General features: G+C 71.2%; 19 protein-coding genes and 1 pseudogene. 6 read left to right on the top strand and 14 right to left on the bottom strand.

What is annotated here, in order from left to right; genetic code table 11:
- Positions 1-21: 21 nt before the first annotated feature.
- A complete protein-coding gene (locus tag Pta02_RS20610; protein WP_203876509.1) occupies positions 22-360 on the bottom strand; it encodes a hydroxyisourate hydrolase in 339 nt (112 codons plus the stop codon).
- Positions 361-701: 341 nt separating this feature from the next.
- On the opposite strand from Pta02_RS20610, the gene Pta02_RS20615 reads away from it, so the two are divergent.
- Both Pta02_RS20615 and Pta02_RS20620 read left to right on the top strand, forming a co-directional pair.
- Positions 702-1,016, top strand: a complete 315-nt coding sequence (locus tag Pta02_RS20615; RefSeq protein WP_203876510.1) for a hypothetical protein — start codon at positions 702-704, stop codon at positions 1,014-1,016.
- A 592-nt stretch (positions 1,017-1,608) separates the two neighbouring features.
- Positions 1,609-4,755: an AfsR/SARP family transcriptional regulator gene (locus Pta02_RS20620; protein WP_203876511.1), complete on the top strand. Its 3,147-nt coding sequence runs from the start codon at positions 1,609-1,611 to the stop codon at positions 4,753-4,755.
- A gap of 92 nt (positions 4,756-4,847) precedes the next feature.
- On the opposite strand, the gene Pta02_RS20625 is transcribed toward Pta02_RS20620, so the two are convergent.
- Both Pta02_RS20625 and Pta02_RS42320 read right to left on the bottom strand, forming a co-directional pair.
- Positions 4,848-5,459, bottom strand: coding sequence for a class I SAM-dependent methyltransferase (locus Pta02_RS20625; RefSeq protein WP_203876512.1), 612 nt, complete (start codon positions 5,457-5,459; stop codon positions 4,848-4,850).
- Positions 5,362-5,742, bottom strand: a pseudogene (locus tag Pta02_RS42320) (ATP-binding protein); the annotation flags it as partial. The pseudogene Pta02_RS42320 and the gene Pta02_RS20625, both read right to left, overlap by 98 nt.
- A gap of 203 nt (positions 5,743-5,945) precedes the next feature.
- Between Pta02_RS42320 and Pta02_RS20635 the strand changes: the two are divergent.
- The 4 genes from Pta02_RS20635 to Pta02_RS20650 all read left to right on the top strand — a co-directional run bounded on the left by Pta02_RS20635 (position 5,946) and on the right by Pta02_RS20650 (position 9,914).
- On the top strand, positions 5,946-6,362 hold the full coding sequence (locus Pta02_RS20635) for an SRPBCC family protein (protein ID WP_203876513.1): 417 nt from the start codon (positions 5,946-5,948) through the stop codon (positions 6,360-6,362).
- A gap of 3 nt (positions 6,363-6,365) precedes the next feature.
- Positions 6,366-6,797 carry a MarR family winged helix-turn-helix transcriptional regulator gene (locus Pta02_RS20640; RefSeq protein WP_239131055.1) on the top strand — a complete coding sequence of 144 codons (432 nt, stop codon included), beginning with the start codon at positions 6,366-6,368 and terminating at the stop codon, positions 6,795-6,797.
- A gap of 137 nt (positions 6,798-6,934) precedes the next feature.
- Positions 6,935-8,158 carry a hypothetical protein gene (locus tag Pta02_RS20645; protein WP_203876514.1) on the top strand — a complete coding sequence of 408 codons (1,224 nt, stop codon included), beginning with the start codon at positions 6,935-6,937 and terminating at the stop codon, positions 8,156-8,158.
- A gap of 271 nt (positions 8,159-8,429) precedes the next feature.
- Complete coding sequence (locus Pta02_RS20650; protein ID WP_203876515.1) at positions 8,430-9,914, top strand: alkaline phosphatase PhoX; 1,485 nt, start codon at positions 8,430-8,432, stop codon at positions 9,912-9,914.
- A 114-nt stretch (positions 9,915-10,028) separates the two neighbouring features.
- Here Pta02_RS20650 and rraA read toward each other — a convergent pair whose 3' ends face one another.
- From rraA to Pta02_RS20705, 11 genes are all read right to left on the bottom strand, one after another.
- Positions 10,029-10,499, bottom strand: coding sequence for a ribonuclease E activity regulator RraA (gene rraA, locus Pta02_RS20655; RefSeq protein WP_239131065.1), 471 nt, complete (start codon positions 10,497-10,499; stop codon positions 10,029-10,031).
- 161 nt (positions 10,500-10,660) lie between these two features.
- Complete coding sequence (locus Pta02_RS20660; RefSeq protein ID WP_203876517.1) at positions 10,661-12,430, bottom strand: ABC transporter substrate-binding protein; 1,770 nt, start codon at positions 12,428-12,430, stop codon at positions 10,661-10,663.
- A gap of 36 nt (positions 12,431-12,466) precedes the next feature.
- Positions 12,467-12,742, bottom strand: coding sequence for a DUF2160 domain-containing protein (locus Pta02_RS20665; protein WP_203876518.1), 276 nt, complete (start codon positions 12,740-12,742; stop codon positions 12,467-12,469).
- A gap of 2 nt (positions 12,743-12,744) precedes the next feature.
- The gene (locus tag Pta02_RS20670) at positions 12,745-13,593 is read right to left on the bottom strand and encodes a carbohydrate ABC transporter permease (RefSeq protein ID WP_203876519.1); all 849 of its coding nucleotides are present in this window, start codon (positions 13,591-13,593) and stop codon (positions 12,745-12,747) included.
- 4 nt (positions 13,594-13,597) lie between these two features.
- Positions 13,598-14,605, bottom strand: a complete 1,008-nt coding sequence (locus tag Pta02_RS20675; RefSeq protein WP_203876520.1) for a carbohydrate ABC transporter permease — start codon at positions 14,603-14,605, stop codon at positions 13,598-13,600.
- A complete protein-coding gene (locus tag Pta02_RS20680) occupies positions 14,602-15,705 on the bottom strand; it encodes an ABC transporter ATP-binding protein (protein WP_203876521.1) in 1,104 nt (367 codons plus the stop codon). Before Pta02_RS20680 ends, Pta02_RS20675 begins: the two co-directional genes overlap by 4 nt.
- Entirely contained in the window at positions 15,698-16,789 is a 1,092-nt protein-coding gene (locus Pta02_RS20685; RefSeq protein ID WP_203876522.1) for an ABC transporter ATP-binding protein, read from the bottom strand. The genes Pta02_RS20680 and Pta02_RS20685 overlap by 8 nt, the downstream gene beginning before the upstream one ends.
- Positions 16,790-17,026: 237 nt before the next feature.
- Entirely contained in the window at positions 17,027-19,342 is a 2,316-nt protein-coding gene (locus tag Pta02_RS20690) for a phosphoketolase family protein (protein ID WP_203876523.1), read from the bottom strand.
- A gap of 197 nt (positions 19,343-19,539) precedes the next feature.
- A complete protein-coding gene (locus Pta02_RS20695; RefSeq protein WP_239131067.1) occupies positions 19,540-20,097 on the bottom strand; it encodes a hypothetical protein in 558 nt (185 codons plus the stop codon).
- Positions 20,098-20,290: 193 nt separating this feature from the next.
- On the bottom strand, positions 20,291-21,370 hold the full coding sequence (locus Pta02_RS20700) for a nitroreductase/quinone reductase family protein (protein WP_203876524.1): 1,080 nt from the start codon (positions 21,368-21,370) through the stop codon (positions 20,291-20,293).
- A 270-nt stretch (positions 21,371-21,640) separates the two neighbouring features.
- A complete protein-coding gene (locus Pta02_RS20705) occupies positions 21,641-23,308 on the bottom strand; it encodes a sensor histidine kinase (protein ID WP_203876540.1) in 1,668 nt (555 codons plus the stop codon).
- Positions 23,309-23,446 lie beyond the last annotated feature (138 nt).

Here is a 23,446-nt window from a genome sequence, read left to right on the forward strand (position 1 = left end):
TTACTGCTCACGCGAAGACGCTCAACCGAGCGAACCGAAATAGACGGAGTACGAGTACGTCGAAAGCAGCACCTGGATCTGGTACGCCTCGGCGCCGTCCTGGATGCGGAACATGACCACTATCTCGGGGTATGCGGCGATGAGCCCGAGGCCGGCGAAGTAACGGTCACTCTCGAATGTCATCCGGTACAGGCCGCGTTCGAGTGCGCGTCCCCGCCATTCCCGTACGCGCCCCTCGGGGTCGGTCTCGGATTTGACCTCGGTGAGCCACTGGCCGCTGCCGGCATGCTCGATGCGCACGTGGACGCCTGCGGCCGGGCGACCGTACACACCGTCCAACGCCTGTACAGCAATACCCATCTCACCGTCACCTGTCCAAGGGGGCCGTCCGAGCGAGCCGTCTCCATCGCCTCCGCCCGCCGCTCGCCGGCGATCCGGGCGGACGCGCCGGCTCGATGGTCTTGATCGTCCGGGTGGCCTCACCAAGGCGCCGGGCCACCCGGACTCCTTGCCAGGGTCGCGCGCGCCGCTATCGCCGCGCCTTCGGTCCGCTATCGCCGGGCCCCGTCCGCGCGATAGCGGGCCGAAGGCGCGGCCTGCCCGGCCCTGCCAACATTCCGGAAAAATGCCCTCTTGTGTCCGGGGAGGCCTCGCCATCCCCCCTCCGGCCTGCGCTGATGCCTGCCCGGAAGTGAGCCGATATGGAGCGGATGGCGGCCGTTGTCAGCGTGATTGCCGATCGCCCCTGGCGGCCGGCGCAACCGATGCGCCGCCGCGACGACCATGGAGGTAGGCAAATGAGCGCCGGTGTCAACAGGAACGTTACGCGTCTGGTCATCTCGATCGTCTCAGCCGTCGCCCTCAGCGGCGTCGCCGGCGCGGGCGTCGCCGTCGCGCAGGCCGCGGACTCACAGCCGGTCCTGCAGTACGGTGACGACACCCAACCCAACAGCGTGCCCACGCCCACACCCACGCCGTCGCCGACCCAGTTCGGCACCCCCTGGGGCCAAGGCTGATGCGTTCTCGGCTGGAGCAACATCGCCGCCACCGACCGCTGCCGCGGCCATCCCGCAGACAGTCTTCAGCTACTCGGTCTCACAACATGAGAACGCTTCGGCCCTGCCCCCGGGGCTGATCGACCCCGGCACCGCCGCACCCGCACTCCATCGGCCTCCGCACGAACCCGCCAGCCGGGCTCGCACGGGGGCCGTCGCATGCTCCCCCTGACGCGGCCCCGCGATCATTGACACGCAGGAAACGCCGGTCGAAGCCTTTCGACACATCTCACCCGGATCGCTCAATAGGGGCTGATCGTGACGAGTAAAGCAAAAGGTGAACCCGGTGTAGAATACACGATCGTCTAGTCACACGTCGGTCGGGACTGTACCATCCAAGGCGAAACTGACAGGCAGGTGAGGACGACCGTCATGTCGAGCGTGCAGATCTTGGGGTGAACCGTATCTTTGCGTGCCATGGCCAGGAAGTGGCGCCGCCGATCGCGGACGATCGGCAAAGTGGCCTCTTTCCGGAATTCGCATCGTGCACCTCTCGGCAACATAAGAGCGAGGATTCTCGCCATAAGAGTGGCGCCTCTTCGAGGAGATGCGTGTGGAGTTTCGTATCCTGGGAGCTCTTGAAGCCGCAGCCGACGGGCGCCTTCTCGACCTGGGAGGCTCCCGGCAGCGGACCGTCCTGGCCGTCCTGCTCCTGAACGCCGACCGGCCGGTCACCATCGGACGCCTCATGGAGGCGCTCTACGGCGACGACCCGCCCGCCACCTCGCGGGCGCAGGTGCAGATCTGCATCTCCACGCTGCGGCGCCTGTTCAGCGCGAACGGCGACCCCGACATGATCGTGACCAGGTCGCAGGGCTACGCGCTGCGCACCGGGGAGAGCCGGATCGACGCCCGCCGCTTCGACGAGCTCGTGCTCAAGGCGCGCAGGCGCCGTGACGAGCGCAGCCTCGACGAGGCCGTCAAGCACTACCGGGAGGCGCTCGCGCTGTGGCGCGGCCCGGCCCTGGAGGGCGTCGAGAGCCGGCTGGTCCAGTCGGCCGCCGGCCAGCTCGACGAGCAGCGCATCACCGCCAACGAGGACTGCATCCAGCTGGAGCTGGACCTGGGCCGCCACCACGAGCTGGTGGGCGAGCTCAGCAGGCTGACGGAGGAACATCCTCTGCGCGAGCGGCTCATCGGCCAGCTCATGACCGCGCTGTACCGTTCGGACCGCCAGGCCGAGTCCCTGCAGGTCTACCGGGACGCCCGGCGCATGATGATCGACGAGCTGGGCATCGAGCCCAACGAACGACTGCAGCAGCTCGAATCGGCGATCCTCACCGCGGACGAGCGCCTCGACCCGCCGAGCCCGCCGACCCAGGCCGAGGCAGAGTCGCGGGTGGTCCTGCCCGCCGTCCCGGGCATGCTCCCGGCCGGCATCGCCGACTTCATCGGCCGGCACGACCAGATCGAGGAGATCCGGCAGCGCCTGACGCTCGCCTCCGGCGGCGCGGCCCGCTTCGCCGTGCCCATCGTCGCGATCTCCGGCCGGGCCGGGATCGGCAAGACCACCATCGCGGTCCACGCGGCGCACAGCGTCACCGAGCGCTTCCCCGACGGCCAGCTCTACGCCGACCTGCACGGGGGCGGCACCCGGCCGGTGAGCCCGATGCAGGTGCTCGAACGCTTCCTGCGTGCGCTGGGGGTGCCCGGCACCTCCCTGCCCGACAGCATGGACGAACGGGCCGAGACCTACCGGATCCTCCTGGCCGACCGCAGGATGCTCATCGTCCTGGACGATGCGACCACCGAGAGCCAGGTGCTCCCCCTGCTGCCAGGCAACCCCGCCTCCGCCGTCATCGTCACCAGCCGGAGCAGGCTTTCGGGACTGGCGGGAGCGATCCAAGTCGATGTGGGCCTGTTCGACGCGATCCAGTCACTGGACCTGCTCTCCCACATCGCCGGTGCCGACCGGATGCAGGGCGAGCCCGAGGCGGCCGTCGCGCTCGCCGAGCTGTGCGGGAACCTTCCACTGGCGCTGCGCATCGCAGGCGCGCGCCTGGCGGCCCGCCCCCACTGGAGCGTCGAGCAGCTGGTGGACCGGCTCAGGGACGGGGCCCGCAGGCTCGACGAGCTCAGGCACGGCGAGATGGGCATCAGGGCCAGTCTCTCCCTGACCTACGAGGGCATCAGCGAGCCGGCCCGCCACCTGTTCCGGCGGCTGGCGATCCTCGACTCGCGCGTCTTCTCGGCGTGGACCAGCGCGGCCCTGATGGACCAGCCGCTCGCCGACGCCCAGGACCTGCTCGACGTCCTGACCGACGCCCAGCTCATCGAGGTGATCAGCACCGGGCGGCACATCAACACGCAGTACCGCTTCCACGACCTCATCCGCGTGTTCGCGCGCGAGCGGCTGGCGGCGGAGGAGCCGCCCGCCGAGCGCACCGCCACGCTCTCCCGCGTGCTCAGCGCCCTGCTCTCCCTGATCCGGGCGGCCCGCAGCCGCGAGTTCGGCGCGTCGGTCTCCGACGGCCAGCCGGGCTCCTTCTCCTCCCCCCTCCCCGGGGAACTCGTCGAACGACTGGTCTCCGACCCCGTCCTCTGGTTCGAGTCCGAGCGCCACGTCCTGCTGTCGGGCATCCGCCAGGCCGCGCAGGCGGGATTCGTCGAGCTGTGCTGGAAGCTGGCCAAGCAGGGCGAGGACTTCTTCGAGTCGCGGGTCTACCTGGACGACTGGCAGGAGACCCACAAGATCGCCCTGGAGGCCGCCCAGAACGGCGACGACAAGCGCGGGCAGGCCGAGATGCTGGGCTCGCTGGGCACGCTGTCCCTGAGCGAGCAGCGCTTCGACGACGCGCGGCGCGAGTTCCAGGCGGCGCTCGAACTCTTCCAGGAGGTCGGGGACGAGCCCAACATCGCCCTGTCCATCCGCAACCTCGCCTTCCTGGAACGGCTGGGCGGCCAGTACGAGGCGGCGATGGACCATCTGGAAGACGCCCTGAAGATCTTCTGCGCGATCGGCGACCAGATCTCCGCCGCGCACACGCTGCACAACCTCGCCCAGATCCGGGTCGACTGCGACGACATCGACGGCGCCAAGATGCTGCTGGCCGAGGCCCTGGTCCGCAGCAGGAGCGGCGGCAGCAGGCGGGTGACCACCCAGGTCCTGCACCGGATGGGCGAGGCGCACCTGCAGGCGCGCGAGTTCGCCCTGGCGGCGGGCGCCTTCGAGGAGGCGCTGACGGTCGTGCAGGAGACCGGCGACACCATCGGCGAGGCGTTCGCCCTGCACGGCCTGGGCATGGCGCGGCTGCGCCAGGGCAGGCTGGAGGAGGCCGTCACCCTGCTCGGCCACGCCCTGACCGGCGCCCAGAGCAGCCACCACCGGCTCGCGGAGGCGAACGCGCTGGCCGGCATGGGCGAGCTCGCCATCGCGGCGGGCAAGCCGCCCGAGGCCGTCAGCCCCCTGCGCAAGGCCGCCACCCTGTTCCGCCAGATGAGGATCCCGCTGCGCGAGGCCGACACCCTCATCATGCTGGGCGAGGTCCTGCGGGCCGTCGGCGACGAGGCGGCGACGTCGGCGGCGCTGTCGAGGGTGCTGGAGCTCGCCGAGCAGATCGACCTGCGGGTGGGGGCGGCCCTGCGCGAGCGGCTCTCGGCGATCCAGGACCGCGGCCAGGACCGCCACCCGGTGTACGCCGCCATCATCGCCGACATCTCCCCGCGCTCCGTGAGCGGCCGGGCACTGGGCAGGGGCTAGAAGAGGAGCGGGCCCCGAAGCCGGGAGCGGCTACGGCGGTGCGTGCCGGGCGGGTGGCCCGCCCGCCGATGCTGCCGGCGGTAGGGGAACGGTCACCCCCGCGGCCGTCGCGGACCGGTGGCCGCTCCCTCCCCGGTGCGATACAGGGGCTGTTCCGTATAGGCGACGGGGATGGAGGAGACGGGGTCATCGAGTGCGATGTCCGATCGGCGCCGGGCGAGCGCACGCACGTACCCGAGGTGACGTCCGCGATCGGCGTCGAGGGCGTCGATCTCCGCCTCGTTGTCCGGTGCGATCGCCCGTTGCCATTGCAGCCAGTGCTTCCAGCCGTCCGTCATGGTGTCGGCGAGGTCCACGCGGGCGACGCCGCTGCGTTCCCAGTGGCGGTGCCACCAGTGGGCCGAGTGCAGGCAGGCCATGCTCGGCCCCCACCAGCCCCGCAGGTGTTCGGGGACCGGCCCGTCGATCTCCTGGGTCAGTCCCGCGCCGGCGATGCCGATCTGACCGCCCGGCCGGACGAACCGGGCCAGATAGTTGAGGTAGAGGTCGTCGGTGCCGTAGTAGACGAAGGAGTCGATGCTGATGACGGCGTCGAAGAAGCCCGCCGCGAACGGCAGGGATCGGGCGTCGGCGTGGATCGGGAATGATCCGCCCCAGCGCCGCCCGGTACGGCCGCAGCCCGGCGTCCGCCGTGAACGCGGCATCCCGCAACCGCCCGAGCAACGCGGTGGCCAGCGCCCGGTAGGTGCCGCCCGCCAGCACCTCCATGCCCGCCGCCGAGGCCCGGGCCGACGCCTCCGTCAGCAAGCGCGACTTGCCGATGCCCGCCTCGCCGACGATCATCACGGCCGCACCACGCCCATCGGCGGAGGCCTCAATGAGCTTGTTGATCGCCGCCAGCTCCACGGCCCGGCCCACGATCCGCTCCCTCGGCGGCTCCGGCGAACCCACCAACTCCACACACCCCTGTCGCGAGTTCTGGATCACCTGCGTCGACGGTGGACAAAATCGATGCGAGGCACTCGTTCACCGTAATCGGCCTCTCGATGACCGTGGCCGGCTATGACTCGGGAGCGGGCGCCGACGCATGCCCCCGAGGCCCTGTGCGACAGATTTGTCCGCGCATCCTCTTGCATCCAGATAGTCTGCGCGTAGATAATCTACGCGAAGCCTGATTGATGGAGGAAGACATGTGGGAGTACGAGTACAGCGTCGAGACCGCCGCCGCCCCCGACGCGCTCTGGCGCATCTGGTCGGACATGGACGCCTGGCCCCAGTGGAACGACGGGATCGCCAAGATCGAGGTCGAGGGGCCGTTCGCGGTCGGCACGGCGTTCACGATGACACCGCCCCAGGGTGACGCGATCCCGATGCGGCTGGTGGAGATCGTGCCGGGGCGGGTGTTCACCGACGAGATGGACGCGGGCGACTTCCTCGTCACCACCGTGCACCGGCTGGAGCCGCTGCCGGGCGGGGGCACCCGGGTGACCTACCGGACCGAGATCACGGGGGCCGCCGCCGATCAGGTCGGGCCGGAGCTGGGACCGCAGATCACCGCCGACTTCCCCGACGTGCTCGCCGCGCTGGTACGGCGGGCGGAGGGCTGAGGCGTGCCCCTGGAACCGGACCGCAGTCCCGGCTTCCTGCTGTGGCACGTCACGCTGCGCTGGCAGCGGGAGATGGCCGCCGCACTCACGCCGCTGGACCTCACCCACGTGCAGTTCGTGCTGCTGGCCACCACCTGGTGGCTGAACACCCACGGGCAGAACCCGAACCAGCTCAACCTGGCCACCGCCGCGGGCACCGACGTGAAGATGACCTCGCAGGTGCTGCGCAGGCTGGAGACCAAGGGCCTGATCCGGCGCGAGGTGGACCCCTCCGACACCCGGGCCCGGCTGCTGCGGGTCACCGAGCAGGGCGGGCGGCTCGCCCGGGAGGCCGTCGCCGCCGTCGAGGCGGCCGACCGGGCCTTCTTCGGCTCCGCCGCCGACCCGGCCCTGGTGGCGACCCTCCGGCGGCTCGCCGGTCACGATCCGGGCTGAGGGCCGCCCGGTCCCACCGACGTATCACCGCAACCCGTGACCGGGGTTCACGGTTCTCCGGATCGGAGCCCGGGCGAGGGGTGGACGGCGGGGCCCCGCCGGACCATCATCGTCGGCGTACGGGAGAGGGGGCGGCCATGCGGGACGGGCACGGCGTGCTGGTGCTGATGGGATCGGGCGAGACGAGCCCGACCATGGTCGAGATCCACCGCTCCGTCGTGCGCGGGCTGGGGGCCGCGCCCCGGGCCGTGCTGCTCGACACGCCATACGCCTTCCAGGAGAACGCCGCCGACATCTCCGCCCGCGCCCGCGGTTACTTCGCCCGGAGCGTCGGGCTGGAGATCGAGGTGTCGGCCCGGCCGGAGGGGGCCGACTGGGTGTTCTCCGGGCCGGGCAGCCCGACCTTCGCCCTCGACCGGTGGAGCGGCTCGGGGATCGCGGACGAGCTGCGGGCCCGGGTCCGGGCGCGGCGGGGGGCGACGGTGCTCGCCTCGGCCGCCGCCTGTACGGCGGGCCTGGCCACGGTGCCGGTCTACGAGATCTACAAGGTGGGCCAGGACCCGCACTGGCGCGAGGGCCTGGACCTGCTGGAGCCGCTCGGCCTGCGCGCGGCGGTGATCCCGCACTTCGACAACGCCGAGGGCGGCACCCACGACACCCGCTACTGCTATCTCGGCGAGCGGCGGCTGTCGCTGATGGAGGACCTGCTGCCGCCGGACGCCTTCGTGCTCGGCATCGACGAGCACACCGCGGTGATCATCGACCTGGAGACCGGGGAGGTCGCGGTGGCCGGCCGCGGAGCCCTCACCGTCCGGCGGCGCGGCTCGCAGACGGTCCTGCCCGCGGGCGGCGGCACCGACCTGGCCGGGATCGGCCGCCTGGCCAGGGGCGGCGCCCCGGCCCGGGTCCCACGGCAGGCGGGCCCGCCGGCGCCCCGCCAGGTCACCCTGGAGGAGGCCGCCCGCGAGCGCGAGCGCGACGTCCGCGCCGCGCTCACGCGGCACGACACCGCCGCCGCCGTCCGGGCCGTGCTCGACCTGGAGTCCGAGATCGTCACCTGGTCGGCCGACACCGAGGAGGACGCCGGCGGCGTCGACGACGCCCGGCGGACCCTGCGCTCCCTGATCGCCGTGCTGGGCGGGCTCGCCGACACCGTGGACCCGCACGACCGCCTGGCCCCGATGGTCGAGCCGCTGCTGGCGCTGCGCGGCGAGCTGCGGCGGTCGCACCGCTACGACCTGGCCGACGCGCTGCGCGCCGCACTGTCGGCCGGCGGGGTGCTCGTCGAGGACACCCCCGACGGACCGCGCTGGAGCGTCACCGGCGCCCGCCACCGGCCCGCCGGGACCGCCTGCGCATGAGGACGCCCGGTCACCGGACCGCCCGCGCCCGGCGGGTCCCGGGATCACCGGGCCCGCGCCCGCCGCCGGCCGGGCGGGGCCCGGACGACGGGAGTTCAGGCGTCCTGGCACGATCCTTGTAAAGACATAAAGACATCCCCTTGAAAGGTGGACACGACCGCAATCACCGGGGATGCTCAGGGAGATCCCGTTCACCGGATGTTCATCTGCCGGACGCACGACTCCCGCCGGGGGCGGAGTCTCGTCCCGAACCCTCACGAAGGGACTCGTCATGGTCTCCGTCGATCGCAGATCCTTCCTGACCACGACCGGTGGCGTCCTCGCGGCCGGCGTGGCGCTGGGCACCCTGGAGGCGCACGCCGCCTGGGCGCAGCAGGGCCGCCCGCTCTCCCACCCCGGTGAGGTCGGCTACGGGGAGCTGCGCCGTACCAGGTCCCGCAACACCGGGGAGGAGCTCCTGGCCCTGCCCGCCGGGTTCTCCTACACCGTCATCGGCCGGACCGGGACCCCGATGGACGACGGCACGCTCACGCCGATCGCCCACGACGGCATGGGCGCCTTCCGCGGCACCCGCAGGCACACCGCCCGGCTGATCCGCAACCACGAGGTCCGCACCCCGCCGGGGTCGCCCGTCGGCCGGGTGCACGTGCCCGGCTCGGCCCGCTACGACGAGCTCGGCGTCGGGGGGACCACCACCCTGGAGGTGGACCTGCGCAGCGGCGAGGTGATCCGCCACTTCGTCAGCCTCAACGGCACGATCATCAACTGCGCCGGAGGCGTCATGCTCGGTGCCCGCGGCTGGCTGACCTGCGAGGAGACCACGGCGGGACTCGCCCAGGGCTGGCAGCGCAAGCACGGCTACATCTACGAGGTGCCGTTGGAGGGGCCCGAGCCCGGAAAGCCCGCGGCCTCGATGCCGATCACGGCGATGGGACGCTTCTCGCACGAGGCCGTGGCCGTCGACCCCCGCACCGGCTACGTCTACGAGACCGAGGACGACTCCGGCAAGCCCGACGGCTTCTACCGCTACCGCCCCCACGACCCGCGCAACCTCGCCGCCGGCGGCGTGCTGGAGATGCTGAAGATCAAGGGCCGCGACGGCTACGACTGCCGCGAGGGACAGCGCATGGGCGCCCGGCTGCCGGTGGAGTGGGTGACGATCGACGACCCGGACCCCGACCTGGAGGGGGGCGCGCCGACCTGCACCCAGCAGGGCCTGGCCAAGGGCGGGGCGAAGTTCAACCGGCTGGAGGGCTGCTGGTGGGGCGACGGCAGTGCGTTCTTCAACTCCACCAGCGGCGGCGACGCCAAGAACGGCGACGCCCCGGGCGCCGACGGGTACGTCGAGGGCTACGGCCAGGTCTGGCGCTACATCCCCGGCCGTCACGACGGCGGGACCCTGGTGCTGGTCTACGAGTCGCCCGGCCGCAAGGCCCTGGACTCCCCCGACAACCTGACCTTCACCCCGCGCGGCGGCATCGTCCTGTGCGAGGACGACGCCTCCTCCGTCGACGCCGACCCGCACCCGCTGGCGCCGGGGCTGACCAACGTCAACCGCCTGATCGGGCTGGACCCGCGCCGCGGGCAGCCGTTCGAGTTCGCGGTCAACATCAGCGACGACAGCGAGTTCGCCGGGGCGTGCTTCAGCCCCGACGGCTCGGTGCTGTTCGTCAACAACCTCGGCAGCACGGCCGAGACCGACCCGCCCGGCCGCACCTACGCCATCCGCGGCCCCTGGAAGCGCGGGCCCCTGTAAGCCTGCCGGCCACGGCGAGCGGATCGCGCGGGACCCGGCGCCCCGGTCCCGCGCGACCGCCTCCGGGCGATCGTTGCCGGGCGGTCATCCTCGGGGCGGTCACTCCCGGGGCGGTCACTTCCGGGTGACGAGGATCCCGTCGTCGTCGCTGAACAGCTCGGCGCCGGGGTGGAAGGTGACCCCGCCGAAGGTCACCGGCACCTCGCGCTCCCCCGCGCCGTCCTTGGCGCTCTTGCGGGGGTTGGAGCCCAGGGCCTTGACGCCGAGGTCGAGTTCGCTCAGGGCGGTGACGTCGCGGACGGCGCCGTTGACGACCACGCCCGCCCAGCCGTTGGCGACCGCGGCGCCCGCGATCACGTCGCCCATCAGCGCGGTGTGCACCGAGCCCCCGCCGTCGACGACCAGGACGCGCCCGTGGCCGGGCTCGGAGAGGGTCTGCTTGACCAGGAGGTTGTCCTGGTGGCAGCGGACCGTGGCGACGGTGCCGCGGAAGGCGCGGCGCCCGCCGTACTGGCGCAGTTGCAGGTCGCAGGAGTCGAGCTCGTCGCCGCGCTCGTCGTAGAGGTCTGCCGTGATGACGTTCACGCCTGGCCTTCCGTGATGCCCGTGATGCCGCGAAGGCCCCGCCGGGCGGCGGGGCCGGGCCGCGACCATGCTAACGACGGCGCGGGCCCGCCCCGCGGCGGGCCCGCGCCCCCGGGATGTCGCTCACCGCCCCCCGCTCCGGACGGGCGGCCGGCGCGACGTCAGTTGCCCTGCTTCCACTGCGCGATCAGCTTGTCGTAGTCGAGCGTCTCGGGCTTGCCCCGCTCGTCGGCGAGCTTGGGCACCGGGGCGCCCGGCTGGTCCAGCCAGTACTGGGCACCCCGGTCCGGGTTCAGCTTCGGCGCGCAGTCGCCGCCGTAGCCGCGGCGCTCCAGCCGGGACAGGATCTCGTCCTGCTGCCTGGCGAGGTTGTCCATCGACTGCTGGGGCGTGGTCTCCCCGGTCACGGCGGTGGCGACGTTCTGCCACCACAGCTGGGCCAGCCGCGGATAGTCGGGCACGTTGGTCCCGGTCGGGGTCCACTGCTTGCGGGCGGGCGAGCGGTAGAACTCGATCAGGCCGCCGTACTTGGCCGCGTTGTCGGTGAAGTAGTCGCTGCGGACGTCGGTGTCCCGGATGAAGGTCAGCCCGACGATGGACTTCTTCAGCGAGACGCTCTTGGAGGTGACGAACTGGGCGTACAGCCAGGCCGCGGCGCGGCGCTCGGGCGGGGTGTTCTTCAGCAGGGTCCAGGACCCGGCGTCCTGGTAGCCCAGCTTGTTGCCGTCCTTCCAGTAGGAGCCGTGCGGGCTGGGCGCCATCCGCCACTTCGGCGTGCCGTCCGCGTTGACGACCGGTAGCCCCTGCTTGGTCATGTCGGCGGTGAAGGCGGTGTACCAGAAGATCTGCTGGGCGATGTTGCCCTGCGCGGGGACCGGGCCGGCCTCGCTGAAGTTCATCCCGGCCGCCTCCTTGGGCGCGTACTTCTTCAGCCAGTCCACGTACTTGGTGAGCGCGTAGACCGAGGCCGGGCCGTTGGTGTCGCCGCCGCGGCCCACCGACGAGCCGACCGGGCGGCAGTCCTCCACCCGGATGCCCCAGTCGTCCACCGGCAGCCCGTTGGGGATGCCCGCGTCGCCGTTGCCGGCCATCGACAGCCAGGCGTCGGTGAAGCGCCAGCCCAGCGAGGGGTCCTTGCGGCCGTAGTCCATGTGGCCGTAGACCTTCTTGCCCTCGACGGTGCCGTCGCCGTTCACCTTGTTGGTGAAGAAGTCGGCGATGTCCTCGTAGGCGGCCCAGTTGACCGGCACGCCCAGGTCGTAGCCGTAGGCGTCCTTGAACTGCTTGCGGATCTTCTCGTCGGTGAACCAGTCGTAGCGGAACCAGTAGAGGTTCGCGAACTGCTGGTCGGGGAGCTGATAGATCTTCTTGTCCGGCCCGGTGGTGAAGCTGATGCCGATGAAGTCGCCGATGTCCAGCGTGGGCGAGGTGACCGCCTTGCCCTCCCCGGCCATGTAGTCCGACAGCGGGAGCACGTAGTCCCCGCGGGAGTGCGTGCCGATGAGGTCGGAGTCGTTGACGTAGGCGTCGTAGATGTTCTGGTTGCCCTGGATCTGGGTCTGGAGCTTCTCGATGACGTCGCCCTCCTGGATCAGGTCGTGCTTGATCCTGATCCCGGTGATCTCGGTGAACGCCTTGGCGAGCTGCCGCGACTCGTACTCGTGCGTGGTGATGGTCTCGGAGACCACGTTGATGTCCATGCCGCGGTACGGCGCCGCCGCCTTGATGAACCAGTCCATCTCCGCCAGCTGCTGGTCACGCGAGAGGGTGCTGGGGGTGAACTCCTGGGAGACCCACCGCGCCGCCGCGGTCTTGGCGGCGGCCTCGTTGAACTCCCCGGTCGGCTGTCCCTGCTCCCCCTGTGAGCACGCGGCCGCCAGCAGGCCGACGGCCAGGACGATGACCGCACGCCCCCTGAGTGTTAACGACATCTCCGACTCCTCTCTGGCGGCCGTTGTTTTTCCACGTCAACCCCATATGCCGATCACCAGCGCCACCAGCAGCGCGCATCCCAGGGCGAGCCACATCGACAGGTCGGTGACCGCGATCCAGACCGTGAGCACCACCGCCGCGCTGATCAGCCCGATGTACAGCCGGTCGCCCCGGTCGGTCTCGATCCGCAGGAAGCCGCGCCGCGCCACCGGCGGCGAGATCTTCGCCCACACCGCCATCCCGGCCAGCAGCAGGCCCAGGCCGACGAAGACCAGGGCCGTGGGCGGCGTCCACACCATCCACTCCAGCACGGTCAGACCCTCCCGAGGGCGAACCCCTTGGCCACGTAGTTCCTGACGAACCAGATGACGATCGCTCCCGGAATGATCGTCAGCACGCCCGCCGCGGCGAGCAGGCCCCAGTCGACCCCGGCCGCGCTCACGGTCCGCGTCATGGTCGCGGCGATCGGCTTGGCGTCGACCGAGGTGATCGTCCTGGCGATGAGCAGTTCGACCCAGCTGAACATGAAGCAGAAGAAGAGGGTGACCCCGATCCCGGAGCGGATCATCGGCAGGAAGATGCGCACGAAGAAGCGCGGCAGGGAGTAGCCGTCGATCGCCGCGGTCTCGTCGATCTCGCGGGGGATGCCCGACATGAACCCCTCGAGGATCCACACCGCCAGCGGGACGTTGAACAGCATGTGCGCGATGGCGACCCCGAGGTGGGTGTCGAACAGTCCCACGCTCTGGTAGATCTGGAAGAACGGCAGCAGGAACACCGCGGGCGGGGCCATGCGGTTGGTCAGCAGCCAGAAGAACAGGAACCTGTCCCCGGCGAACCTGAAGCGGGAGAAGGCGTAGGCGGCGGGAAGCGCCACGATCAGCGACAGGACCGCGTTCATGGACGTGTAGATGATCGAGTTCAGATAGCTCGAGTACCACACGGGGTCGGTGAAGAACGTCTGGTAGTTCTCGAACGTCACCCGCTGCGGGATGAGCGCGAAGCTGCCGAGGATGTCCTCGTTGGGCCGGATGGACATGCCGAACATCCACAGCAGGGGCAGCATGAGCGTGGCGGCGTACAGCCAGAACACCGTGCGGGCCCACGGGAGCTGCCGCCGGATGCCGGCCGCCACGGCGACCGGGCTCGCCTTCGCGGGCATGGGCTCACCTTCCCGTCCTGGTCAGCACGGTGAAGAAGACGTAGGAGACGATCTGCACGGTGAGGAAGTACAGCAGCGAGAAGGCGCCGGCGGGCCCCAGGTCGAACTGCCCGACGGCGATCTTCGACAGCAGGATGCTCAGGAACGAGGTGGCGTTGCCCGGTCCCCCGCCGGTCACCACGAACGGCTCGGTGTAGATCATGAAACTGTCCATGAAGCGCAGCAGGATCGCGATCGTCAGCACGCCGCGCAGGCGCGGGAGCTGGATGTGGCGGAAGGTGGCCCAGCCGGAGGCGGCGTCGATCTGCGCGGCCTGGAAGTAGGGCTCGGGGATCGAGCGCAGGCCCGCGTAGGCCAGCAGCGCCACCAGCGGGGTCCAGTGCCACACGTCCATGATCAGGACCGTGATCCAGGCGTCGGTGGAGTCCAGGGTGTAGTTGAAGTTGACGCCCAGGACGTTGTTGATCGTCCAGCCGCCCAGGCCGATGTCGCCGCGCGCGAAGATCTGCCAGATGGTGCCCACCACGTTCCACGGGATGAGCAGCGGCAGAGCGACCAGCACCAGGGCCACCGGCACCCCCAGCCCGTGGCGCGGCATCGAGACCGCGATCGCCACCCCGAGCGGGATCTCCAGCAGCAGGACCTGCGCCGAGAACAACAGCGTCCGCACGAACGCGGCGCGGACCTCGGGGTCGCGCGAGACGCTGCGGAACCAGTCCAGCCCCACGAAGATCCGGTCGGTGGGGCTGAAGATGTCCTGCACCGAGAAGTTGACCACCGTCATCAGCGGGATCACCGCGGTGAAGGCGACCGACACGACGACCGGCAGCACCAGGAACCAGGCCCGGTTGTTCCTCGGCTTGGTGTCCGCCTGTCCGCCCGGCTCGTCGCGGGGTAGGGCCGCCCCCACCGGCGCCTCCGGCTCCACCCGGTCGCCGGCGACGACGGCGCCCGCCGTGGAGACCTCGCCGGAGACGTCGCCGGAGACGTCGTTCAGCCTCTCGCCGGTCACGATCCGTCCCTCCCGTCCAGCGGCGCGATCGACCCGCACCGGACCGCGTCCCGGAACAGGAACGCCCGGCCGGCGTCGAAGCGGAAGAACTCCACGGCGCCGGGCGCGTACCGGGAGCCGGCGCCGGTCTTGGCGACGAGGGGGTGGTCGTCCACCCGGGCGCGCACGAGGTCGTAGGCGCCCATGCGGTCCACCCCGGTGATCCGCGCGGTCAGGCCTGGCGTCGCCTGCGCGGCGGTGATCCGCACGAACTCCGGCCGCACGCCGATCCGCACCGGCCCCGGCGGCAGGTCGCCGTCCTCGCCCACCGCCCGCCCGACGGCCTCGGCCCCGACCCGGACCGCGCCGCCGGCGATCTCGGCGGGCACCACGTTCATGCCGGGCGAGCCGATGAAGTGCCCGACGAACTCGTGCGCGGGCGACAGGAACAGCTCGGTCGGCTCTCCGGCCTGCACGATCTCCCCCTCGTTGAGGACGACCACCTCGTCGGCGAAGGTCAGCGCCTCGGTCTGGTCGTGGGTGACGTAGATGAGCGTGTGGCCGGTGTCGCGGTGGATCTCCTTCAGCTTGCTGCGCAGCGTCCACTTCATCGCGGGGTCGATGACGGTGAGGGGCTCGTCGAGCAGGACCGCGGCGACCTCGGGGCGGACCAGCCCGCGGCCCAGGCTGACGATCTGCTGCCGGCCCGGGTCCAGCCGCCGGGACCTGCGGCGCAGGTGGTCGTCCAGCCCGAGCAGGTGGGAGACCCTGCGCACCCGCTGGTCGATCTCCGCCTTGGGGTACTTGCGGTTGCGCAGCGGGAAGGCGAGGTTGTCGTACACCGACATCTCCTCGTACAGCACCGGGAACTGGAAGACCTGGGCGATGTTGCGGCGCGCGGTGGGCACCGCGGTGACATCCCGGTCCCCCAGCCAGACCCGTCCCGTCGTCGGGGAGAGCAGCCCCGAGATGATGTTCAGGAGCGTCGTCTTGCCGCACCCGCTGGGCCCGAGCAGCGCGTAGGCCCGGTCGCTGCGCCAGGTCCACGTCATCGGCCGCAGCGCCCACGTCCGGCCCCCGTCGTAGCTGTGGCCCACGCCCTCCAGCCGGATGTCAGCCATGCAGATCGGCCTCCGCCGCCGGTCTGGCCGGCAGGCTCACGCCGGCCTCGTCGAAGATGAGGACCCGCGAGGGGTCGACGTAGGCCGTCGCCGGCTGCCCGGGCGTGAACAGCCGCGTCCCCTCCAGCTGGGCCACGAGGTGCCGGCTGCCCGGCAGCAGCAGATGCAGGAAGGTGGCGCTGCCCGTCACCTCCGCCAGCCGGATCTCCGCGGGGAACTCCACGTCCCCGGGCCCGGTCCGCTCGATGGTCACCTGGTGCGGGCGCACCCCCAGGACCACGCGCCCGGCGGGCGCCCGCTCGCCGGGCACCGGGAAACAGACACCCAGGCAGTCGATCCTGCCCTCGTGGGCCAGGCCCGGCAGCAGGTTCAGCGGCGGGTCGCTGAGCGTCGCCGCGACGGCCAGCGTCGGCGGCCGGTCGTACATCTCCGCCACGTCGCCGGTGTGCTGGATGCGGCCCTCGCCCAGTACCACCGTGGGCGCCGCGAAGCCCAGCGCCTCGGCCGGATCGGCCGTGGAGTACAGGACCACCCCCGCCGAGCCGGCGAACATGTCCCTGAGGTCGGCGCGCAGCTGCTCCCTGAGCTTGTAGTCGAGGTTGGCCAGCGGCTCGTCCAGCAGCAGCACGTCGACGGGCCGCGCCAGCGCCCTGGCGATGGCGGTGCGCTGCTGCTGGCCTCCCGACAGTTCCTCGGGCCTGCGGTCGAGCAGGTCGCCGATGCCCATGATCTCGGCGATCTCACGCACCCGCCGGTCGATCTCCCGGCGGGGGAAGGAGGGGTCCAGGCGCAGCGGGGAGGCGATGTTCTCGTACACCGACAGGGACGGGTAGTTGATGAACTGCTGGTAGACGAAGGCCACCGACCGTTTGCGCACCGAGACCGACGTGACGTCCCGGCCGTTGACGACGACGCGTCCCGAGGTGGGGGGGAGGAGTCCGGCGGCGACCCGCATCAGCGTCGTCTTGCCCGCCGCCAGCGGCCCGATGAGGGTCGTCATCCCGTTCGGCAGTTCGAGATCGATGTCTTCGAGCCAGGTCTCCCCGCGCTGCCTGACGCGAACGCCGTCAAGGATCAGCGTCACTGTGCCCCGTCCTCCCTGCCGGAGCATGATCGAATACCGTGCGGTCGGTGTGAGGCTCCGACGTGTGGTCGCGACAGTCCTGGGCCGGTTGGCACCTCCATATAACATGATCTGCAAGTTTGTGCATAGAGCAGCGGCGCCCCGCAGGCGAGGCCTGCGGGGCGCCGTGCCGTACGGTGTCCGGACCGCTCAGGGCCCGGTGACGCCCGGACCCCTGTGACGCTCAGGGTCCGGCGGTCACTGCGGCCAGGTCCAGTTCCGGATCTCCGCGGGGTCCTCGCCGTGCCGGCGGGTGTGGGCGCGGATGTGCAGCCGCAGGTCGGTCATCTTCTGACGCAGGTGCGCCGCGGCGGTGCCCAGGCCGGGGACCCGGTCGATGACGTCGATGACCAGGTGATAGCGGTCGATGTCGTTGAGCATGGCCATGTCGAAGGGCGTGGTGGTGGTGCCCTCCTCCTTGTAGCCGCGCACGTGGATGTTGTTGTGCCCGGCGCGGCGGTAGGTCAGGCGGTGGATCAGCCACGGGTAGCCGTGGAAGTTGAAGATGACCGGCTTGTCGGCGGTGAACAGGGCGTCGAACTCGTTGTCCGGCATGCCGTGCGGGTGCTCGCTGGGCGGCTGCAGGCGCATGAGGTCGACGACGTTGACGACCCTGACCTTGAGGCCGGGCAGATGCTCCCGCAGCAGCGCTGCCGCGGCCAGCGTCTCCAGGGTCGGCACGTCACCGGCGCAGGCCAGTACGACGTCGGGTTCGCCTCCGGCGTCGTTGGAGGCCCAGTCGATGATGCCCAGGCCGCGGGTGCAGTGGACGATCGCCTCCTCCATCGTGAACAGGTCCAGCACCGGCTGCTTGCCCGCCACGATGACGTTGACGTAGTCGCGCGAGCGCAGGCAGTGGTCGCCGACCGACAGCAGCGTGTTGGCGTCCGGCGGCAGATAGACCCGCACGACCTTGGCCTTCTTGTTGACCACGACGTCGAGGAAGCCGGGGTCCTGGTGGCTGAAGCCGTTGTGGTCCTGGCGCCACACGTGCGACGACAGCAGATAGTTGAGCGAGGCCACCGGCCGCCGCCACGGGATGTCGTGGCAGGCGTCCAGCCACTTGGCGTGCTGGTTGAACATGGCGTCGACGATGTGGATGAACGCCTCGTAGCAGTTGAACAGGCCGTGCCTGCCGGTCAGCAGATAGCCCTCCAGCCAGCCCTGGCACAGGTGCTCCGACAGCACCTCCATGACGCGCCCGCCGGGGCCCAGCGCCTCGTCGGTGGGCAGGACCTCGGCGTTCCAGGTGCGCGAGGTCGCCTCGAAGACCGCGCCGAGCCGGTTGGAGGCGGTCTCGTCGGGCCCCATCAGGCGGAAGGTCTGCGGGTTGGCCTCGATGATGTCGCGCAGGAAGGCGCCCAGCACGCGGGTGGGCTCGGTCAGCTGCGCGGCCGGGGCCTTGACCTCCACGGCGTAGCGGCGGAAGTCGGGGATGGCCAGCGGGCGCAGGATCTCCCCGCCGTTGGCGTGCGGGCTGGCGCTCATCCGCCGCGGGCCCTGGGGCACCAGCTGGAGGATCTCCGGCAACGGCTGGCCGTCGGCGTCGAAGAGCTCCTCGGGCCGGTAGGATCGCATCCACTCCTCCAGCATCGCCCGGTGGGCGGCGTCGTCGCGGACTCCGGACAGCGGGACCTGGTGGGAACGCCAGGTGCCCTCCACCGGGACGCCGTCGACCTCGCGGGGCCCGGTCCAGCCCTTGGGCGTCCTCAGGATGATCATGGGCAGACGCCGGGCGTGCCCGTTCTTGAACTCGGCGATCTGGTCGAAGACCGTGTTCAGGGTGGAGGCCATCAGCTCGTGCATGGTCTGCGGGTCGTCGCCGGAGACGATGTGCGGGCGGTAGCCGTACCCCTCCATGAGCTTGATCAGCTCGTCTTCGGGGATGCGGGCCAGCACCGTGGGATTGGCGATCTTGTAGCCGTTCAGGTGGAGGATCGGCAGGACGACGCCGTCGCGCTGCGGATCCAGGAACTTGTTGGAGTGCCAGCTGGCGGCCAGCGGGCCGGTCTCGGCCTCGCCGTCTCCGATGACGCAGGCGACCACCAGGCGGGGGTTGTCGAAGGCGGCGCCGTAGGCGTGGGCCAGAGCGTAGCCGAGCTCACCGCCCTCGTGGATCGATCCGGGTGTCTCGGGGGCGACGTGGCTGGGGACGCCGCCGGGGAAGGAGAACTGCCGGAACAGGTGCCGCATGCCCGCGACGTTCTGCGGGATGTCGGGGTACTTGTCGGTGTAGGAGCCCTCCAGCCAGGCGTGCGCGACCGCGGCGGGGCCACCGTGTCCCGGCCCGGCAATGTAGATCATCTCCTGGTCCCGCTCAAGGATGACCTGGTTGAGATGTGCGAAGCAGAAGTTCAGGCCCGGTGTGGTGCCCCAGTGCCCGAGCAGCCGGGGCTTGATGTGCTCGACCGCGAGAGGCTCGGTCAGCAGGGGGTTGTCCAGCAGGTAGATCTGTCCTACCGAGAGATAGTTCGCGGCGCGCCAGTAGGCATCGATCCTCTGTAGTTTCTCCATGAACGTCACGATTCCCGCATTTTTCTTGATCATCTAGAGGATTTGGTCCTCCCTGATGAAGCTTTGGAAAAGTGCATACGGCCCGAAAAACACATTTTTCCGATAACGACACAGACGGCTGACGCCGGCCGCGAACGGACTCCGGACATGCCGAACGCCCGTCCCCCGCGTTCAGGGGACGGGCGTCTCGGCGGCCCTCACTTGAGGATCGGCAGTCGCTTGACCAGGGCGGTCTTGCCCCACCGGGCACCCAGGCCCAGGGTGTCGCCGGCCCGGGCCAGGGCCAGGGCGACCAGCACGATGGCGTAGACGATGTGCTCGTCCATGAACGGGTTGGTGACCAGGGGCAGCTCGGCCGCCCACATCATCAGCATCATGGCCGCGCCCGCGCCGGCCGCGATCCGCAGGCCCATGCCCAGGATCAGCGCGGTGCCGATGCCGGCCATGCCGAGCATGAACAGCCAGTCCACCCAGGCCTGACCGGCCAGGGCGCTGAAGAAGCCGCCCAGCGCGTTCTCGCCGGTGCCCTTCAGAAAGCCGGTGGTGGGGCTGCCCCCGTTGACCCAGGCCTTGGCCGCCGGGGTGGCGAACCCGAGACCGAAGGTCTTGTCGAGGAAGGCCCACAGGAACACCCAGCCCAGGGCGATGCGGGCGGCGGCCCAGGCGTAGGCGACGGCGGGGATACGGCCCCGCGCGGCGGCGGCGGGGGCGGCGGTAGTGGTGAGCGGCCGGGTGTGCCGTTCGAGGATGGCCATGATCGGCTCCTTGTTTCTTTTCTGTCGTGTTCTTATGACACTCAGTTAATCGGCCGCACCCCCTGTTTCCGCAGAGCCGTACGGCTCACGCCGGGATCGCCAAGGTCCTGTCCTCAACGGGACCTTCGTCCCTCCGATCTCAGTTCTCGCGAGGGTCTCAATTCTTGCGAGGGCCTCAACTCTTGCGGGGGCCTCAGCGCACGAGCCGGACCAGCGTGGTGGCGGTGACGGCGGCCACGGTCGCGGCCATGACGAGCCCGCCCAGCATGCCGATCAGCGCGACGAGCACGGCGGGCTGTCCCGGCTGCCACAGCGGTGTGGTGACGAGGCCGAAGGCGGCCAGGCCCATGCACCAGCCGCCGGCGCTCGCCACGACCCACTGCCACGCGCGGGCCAGATGCCCGCGCAGGAGCCGCCACTGCGACAGCCCGATGGACGTCAGCGCGATCATGCCCATCACGACGAGGACCGGCCAGGAGACGTCCTCCGCTCCCCGGCCGACCATCAGGGGGACCGCCGCCGACCAGGCCAGTGCCGCACCGGCCGCGGTCGCCCGCACCCACGACCGGGTCGGCACCGCCGGCAGCGCACCGCGAAGCGCCCAGGCCTGGGCCAGGCCGAGCACGGCCCCCTCCCCCGCTCCGGCGAGGATCATCAGGGCGGCCAGGGCCAGGGGCCCGAACCCCGGGGAGCCGGCGATCAGCGCGGCGACCACCGCGGGCAGGACGAATCCGGCGACCTCTCCGAGCACGGTGGCGCGGAACCAGCGCCACCACAGGCCGGTGATCCGGGCACGCGGGATCGGATCACCGAGGCGGATGCGGATCGCGACCCCGTCACGGGCCCAGGCCGACTGCGCGGCCCCCGACGGACGGTCCGCGGCCATCGCCATGAGGGTCTCCACGACCTGCTCCGGCTCCGCGGACGTCCGCGCGGTCGCGTTCCACTCACGGCCCCGCAGGAGCACGCGGACGGGCGCCCCGTCGCGCAGGTTGCGCCACCACTGCCGCTCCCGGCGGCTGATCAGCAGCAGCTCGCCGTCCCGCTCCACGTACCCGGCGGGTACGGCGATCTCCCGGCCGCTCACCCGGCCCCGCATCGTGAGCAGCACGACCGAGGCGCTCACCAGATCGTGCACCGGAGAGCGCAACAACCCCCGCACGACCGGGTTGACCACCCGGTTCTGCGTCGCGTCCAGCAGACGCCGCCACCCCGGCCCGCCGGAGGCGACCCCCGCCGGCCCGCGGGCGCCGGGAGGATGTCCCCGGTCCATCGGCCCGGCGGCGGAGGCTCTCAGGCCGACCGGTTGGCGGATGCCGAGGGGACCTCTCCGGTCCGACGGCCCGGTGGCAGGAGGTCCCGTGGTCGCCGGCTCGCGGGTGCCGCGAGGATGTCCCAGGTTCACCGGGCGTGCGGTGTGCGGTGTCATGATGTCGCGCCTCCTGCGGTCGCCCCCATTCGACCGCCGGTCACGCGCCTTCCGGCAGTGACGAAAATCCTTCGCGCCCAGGGACCTCCGGCCCTTTTCCACCCCAGGGCCGGTTCAGCCCCGTTCGAGCGGGACCCTCCAGCGCAGCCGGCTCCCGCCGCCCTCGACGCGTTGCGCGCTGAAGGTCCCGCCCAGCCGCGTGGCGCGCTCCTCCAGGTTGCGCAGTCCGCTGCGCCGCCCGCCCTCGGGGATGCCGACGCCGTCGTCGGCGACCTCCAGCAGCAGCGTGCCCTCGCTGACCCCCACCAGCACCTGGGCCCTGCTCGCCCGGGCGTGGCGCGCGACGTTGGACAGCGCCTCGCGCAGCACCGCCCGCAGCTGCTCGCCGACCTCCTCGGGCACCGTGTTGTCCAGCGGGCCCTCCATCCGGATGCCGGGCATGAAACCGAGCTGCTCGCGCGCCGCCTCCACCAGCTCCATCACCTGGCCCCGCAGGCCGGGCCCGGCCCCGGCCTGCGGCGGCGACTGCAACGCGAAGATCGTGGAACGGATCTCCTTGATGGTCTGGTCGAGCTCGTCCACCGCGTGCTGCACCCGGGCCGAGGCCGTCGGGTCGTCCACCATCCGGACCGTGCTCATCAGCGTCATCGCCACCGCGAACAGCCGCTGGATCACCACGTCGTGCAGGTCCTTGGCGATGCGGTCGCGATCTTCCAGCAGGCCCAGCCGCTCGGCGTCGCGGCGCACGTCGGCCAGCTCCAGCGCGACCGCCGCCTGCCCGGCCAGCGCCTCGGCCGTGCGCAGGTCCGCCTCGTTGAACGACATCATCCCGGTCCGCTTGGCCAGGCTGAGCACACCGCGGGTGCTGCCCGGCTTGCCCAGCGGCACGGCGATCGTCGGGCCCAGCGGCACGTGCTCCAGGTGCTCCGGGTAGTCCGTGTGCTTGCGCAGGTCCGGCGTGCTCTGCGACGTGCCCGACCGCAGCGCCGAGGCGGCCAGCGAGCGCTCCATCGGCACGTCCCTGCCCCGCAGCAGCTCCGCACCGAGCCCGTCGGCGATCTCGACCCGCATGCACTCCCCGAGCGGGAAGCTCACCGTGGCCGTGTCGGCGTGCGTCAGCTCCCGGGCGCGCCGCGCCATGACGGCCATCACCTCATCGGGTTCGTCACCCGACAGCAGGCCGGTGGTCAGCTCGGCGGAGACCCGCAGCCGGTCCTCGCGCTGCCTGCTCTCCTCATACAGCCGGGCGTTCTCGATGGCGACGCCGGCCGCGGTGGCCAGCGCGGCGACCACGGCCTCGTCCTCGTCGTCGAAGGCTCCCCCTCCGGCCTTCTCGGTCAGGTACAGGTTGCCGAACACCTCCTCGCGCACCCGGACGGGCACGCCCAGGAAGCCGTGCATCGGCGGATGACCCTCGGGGAAGCCGTACGACGAGGAGTGATCGGAGATGTCGTCCAGCCGCAGCGGCCGGGGATCCTTGATGAGCAGGCCCAGCAGCCCCTTGCCGTGCGGCCAGTGCTCGATGCGCTCGATCTCCTCCTCGCTCAGGCCCACCGGGATGAAGCGCTCCAGCGTCTGGCCCTCACCGATCACCCCGAGGGCCCCGTAGCGGGCGTCGACCAGCGTGGTGGCCGCCTCGGTGATCCGCCGCAGGACGGTCTCCAGGTCCAGGTCGCTGCCGACCGAGACCACGGCCTCCAGCAACGCGTGCACCCGGTCCCGGGTCTCCAGCGCCGTCGCCAGCCTGCTCTGCAGCTCCGTCAGCAGCTCATCCAGGCGCATCTTCGGAATCAACGGATTGTCACCCACGTCCGCCCCCTTAACCCGGCACCGAACCGGACGTTCAAGTCTTCCACCTCATCACGGAGGATCCCGCACCCGCCACGGGGCTGCGGCCGGCGCCCTCCACGGCGGACACGC

Origin of the sequence: Paraplanobispora takensis (assembly GCF_016863195.1) — a bacterium.
Lineage (GTDB): Bacteria > Actinomycetota > Actinomycetes > Streptosporangiales > Streptosporangiaceae > Planobispora > Planobispora takensis.

Bases quoted from the DNA above. Each gene is read 5' to 3' on its own strand.
- Pta02_RS20610 (WP_203876509.1), bottom strand. From the start codon at position 360: ATGGGTATTGCTGTACAGGCGTTGGACGGTGTGTACGGTCGCCCGGCC.
- Pta02_RS20615 (WP_203876510.1), top strand. From the start codon at position 702: ATGGAGCGGATGGCGGCCGTTGTCAGCGTGATTGCCGATCGCCCCTGG.
- Pta02_RS20625 (WP_203876512.1), bottom strand. From the start codon at position 5,459: ATGCCGCGTTCACGGCGGACGCCGGGCTGCGGCCGTACCGGGCGGCGC.
- Pta02_RS20635 (WP_203876513.1), top strand. From the start codon at position 5,946: ATGTGGGAGTACGAGTACAGCGTCGAGACCGCCGCCGCCCCCGACGCG.
- Pta02_RS20645 (WP_203876514.1), top strand. From the start codon at position 6,935: ATGCGGGACGGGCACGGCGTGCTGGTGCTGATGGGATCGGGCGAGACG.
- Pta02_RS20650 (WP_203876515.1), top strand. From the start codon at position 8,430: ATGGTCTCCGTCGATCGCAGATCCTTCCTGACCACGACCGGTGGCGTC.
- Pta02_RS20660 (WP_203876517.1), bottom strand. From the start codon at position 12,430: ATGTCGTTAACACTCAGGGGGCGTGCGGTCATCGTCCTGGCCGTCGGC.
- Pta02_RS20670 (WP_203876519.1), bottom strand. From the start codon at position 13,593: ATGCCCGCGAAGGCGAGCCCGGTCGCCGTGGCGGCCGGCATCCGGCGG.
- Pta02_RS20680 (WP_203876521.1), bottom strand. From the start codon at position 15,705: ATGGCTGACATCCGGCTGGAGGGCGTGGGCCACAGCTACGACGGGGGC.
- Pta02_RS20690 (WP_203876523.1), bottom strand. From the start codon at position 19,342: ATGGAGAAACTACAGAGGATCGATGCCTACTGGCGCGCCGCGAACTAT.
- Pta02_RS20695 (WP_239131067.1), bottom strand. From the start codon at position 20,097: ATGGCCATCCTCGAACGGCACACCCGGCCGCTCACCACTACCGCCGCC.
- Pta02_RS20700 (WP_203876524.1), bottom strand. From the start codon at position 21,370: ATGGACCGGGGACATCCTCCCGGCGCCCGCGGGCCGGCGGGGGTCGCC.
- Pta02_RS20705 (WP_203876540.1), bottom strand. From the start codon at position 23,308: ATGCGCCTGGATGAGCTGCTGACGGAGCTGCAGAGCAGGCTGGCGACG.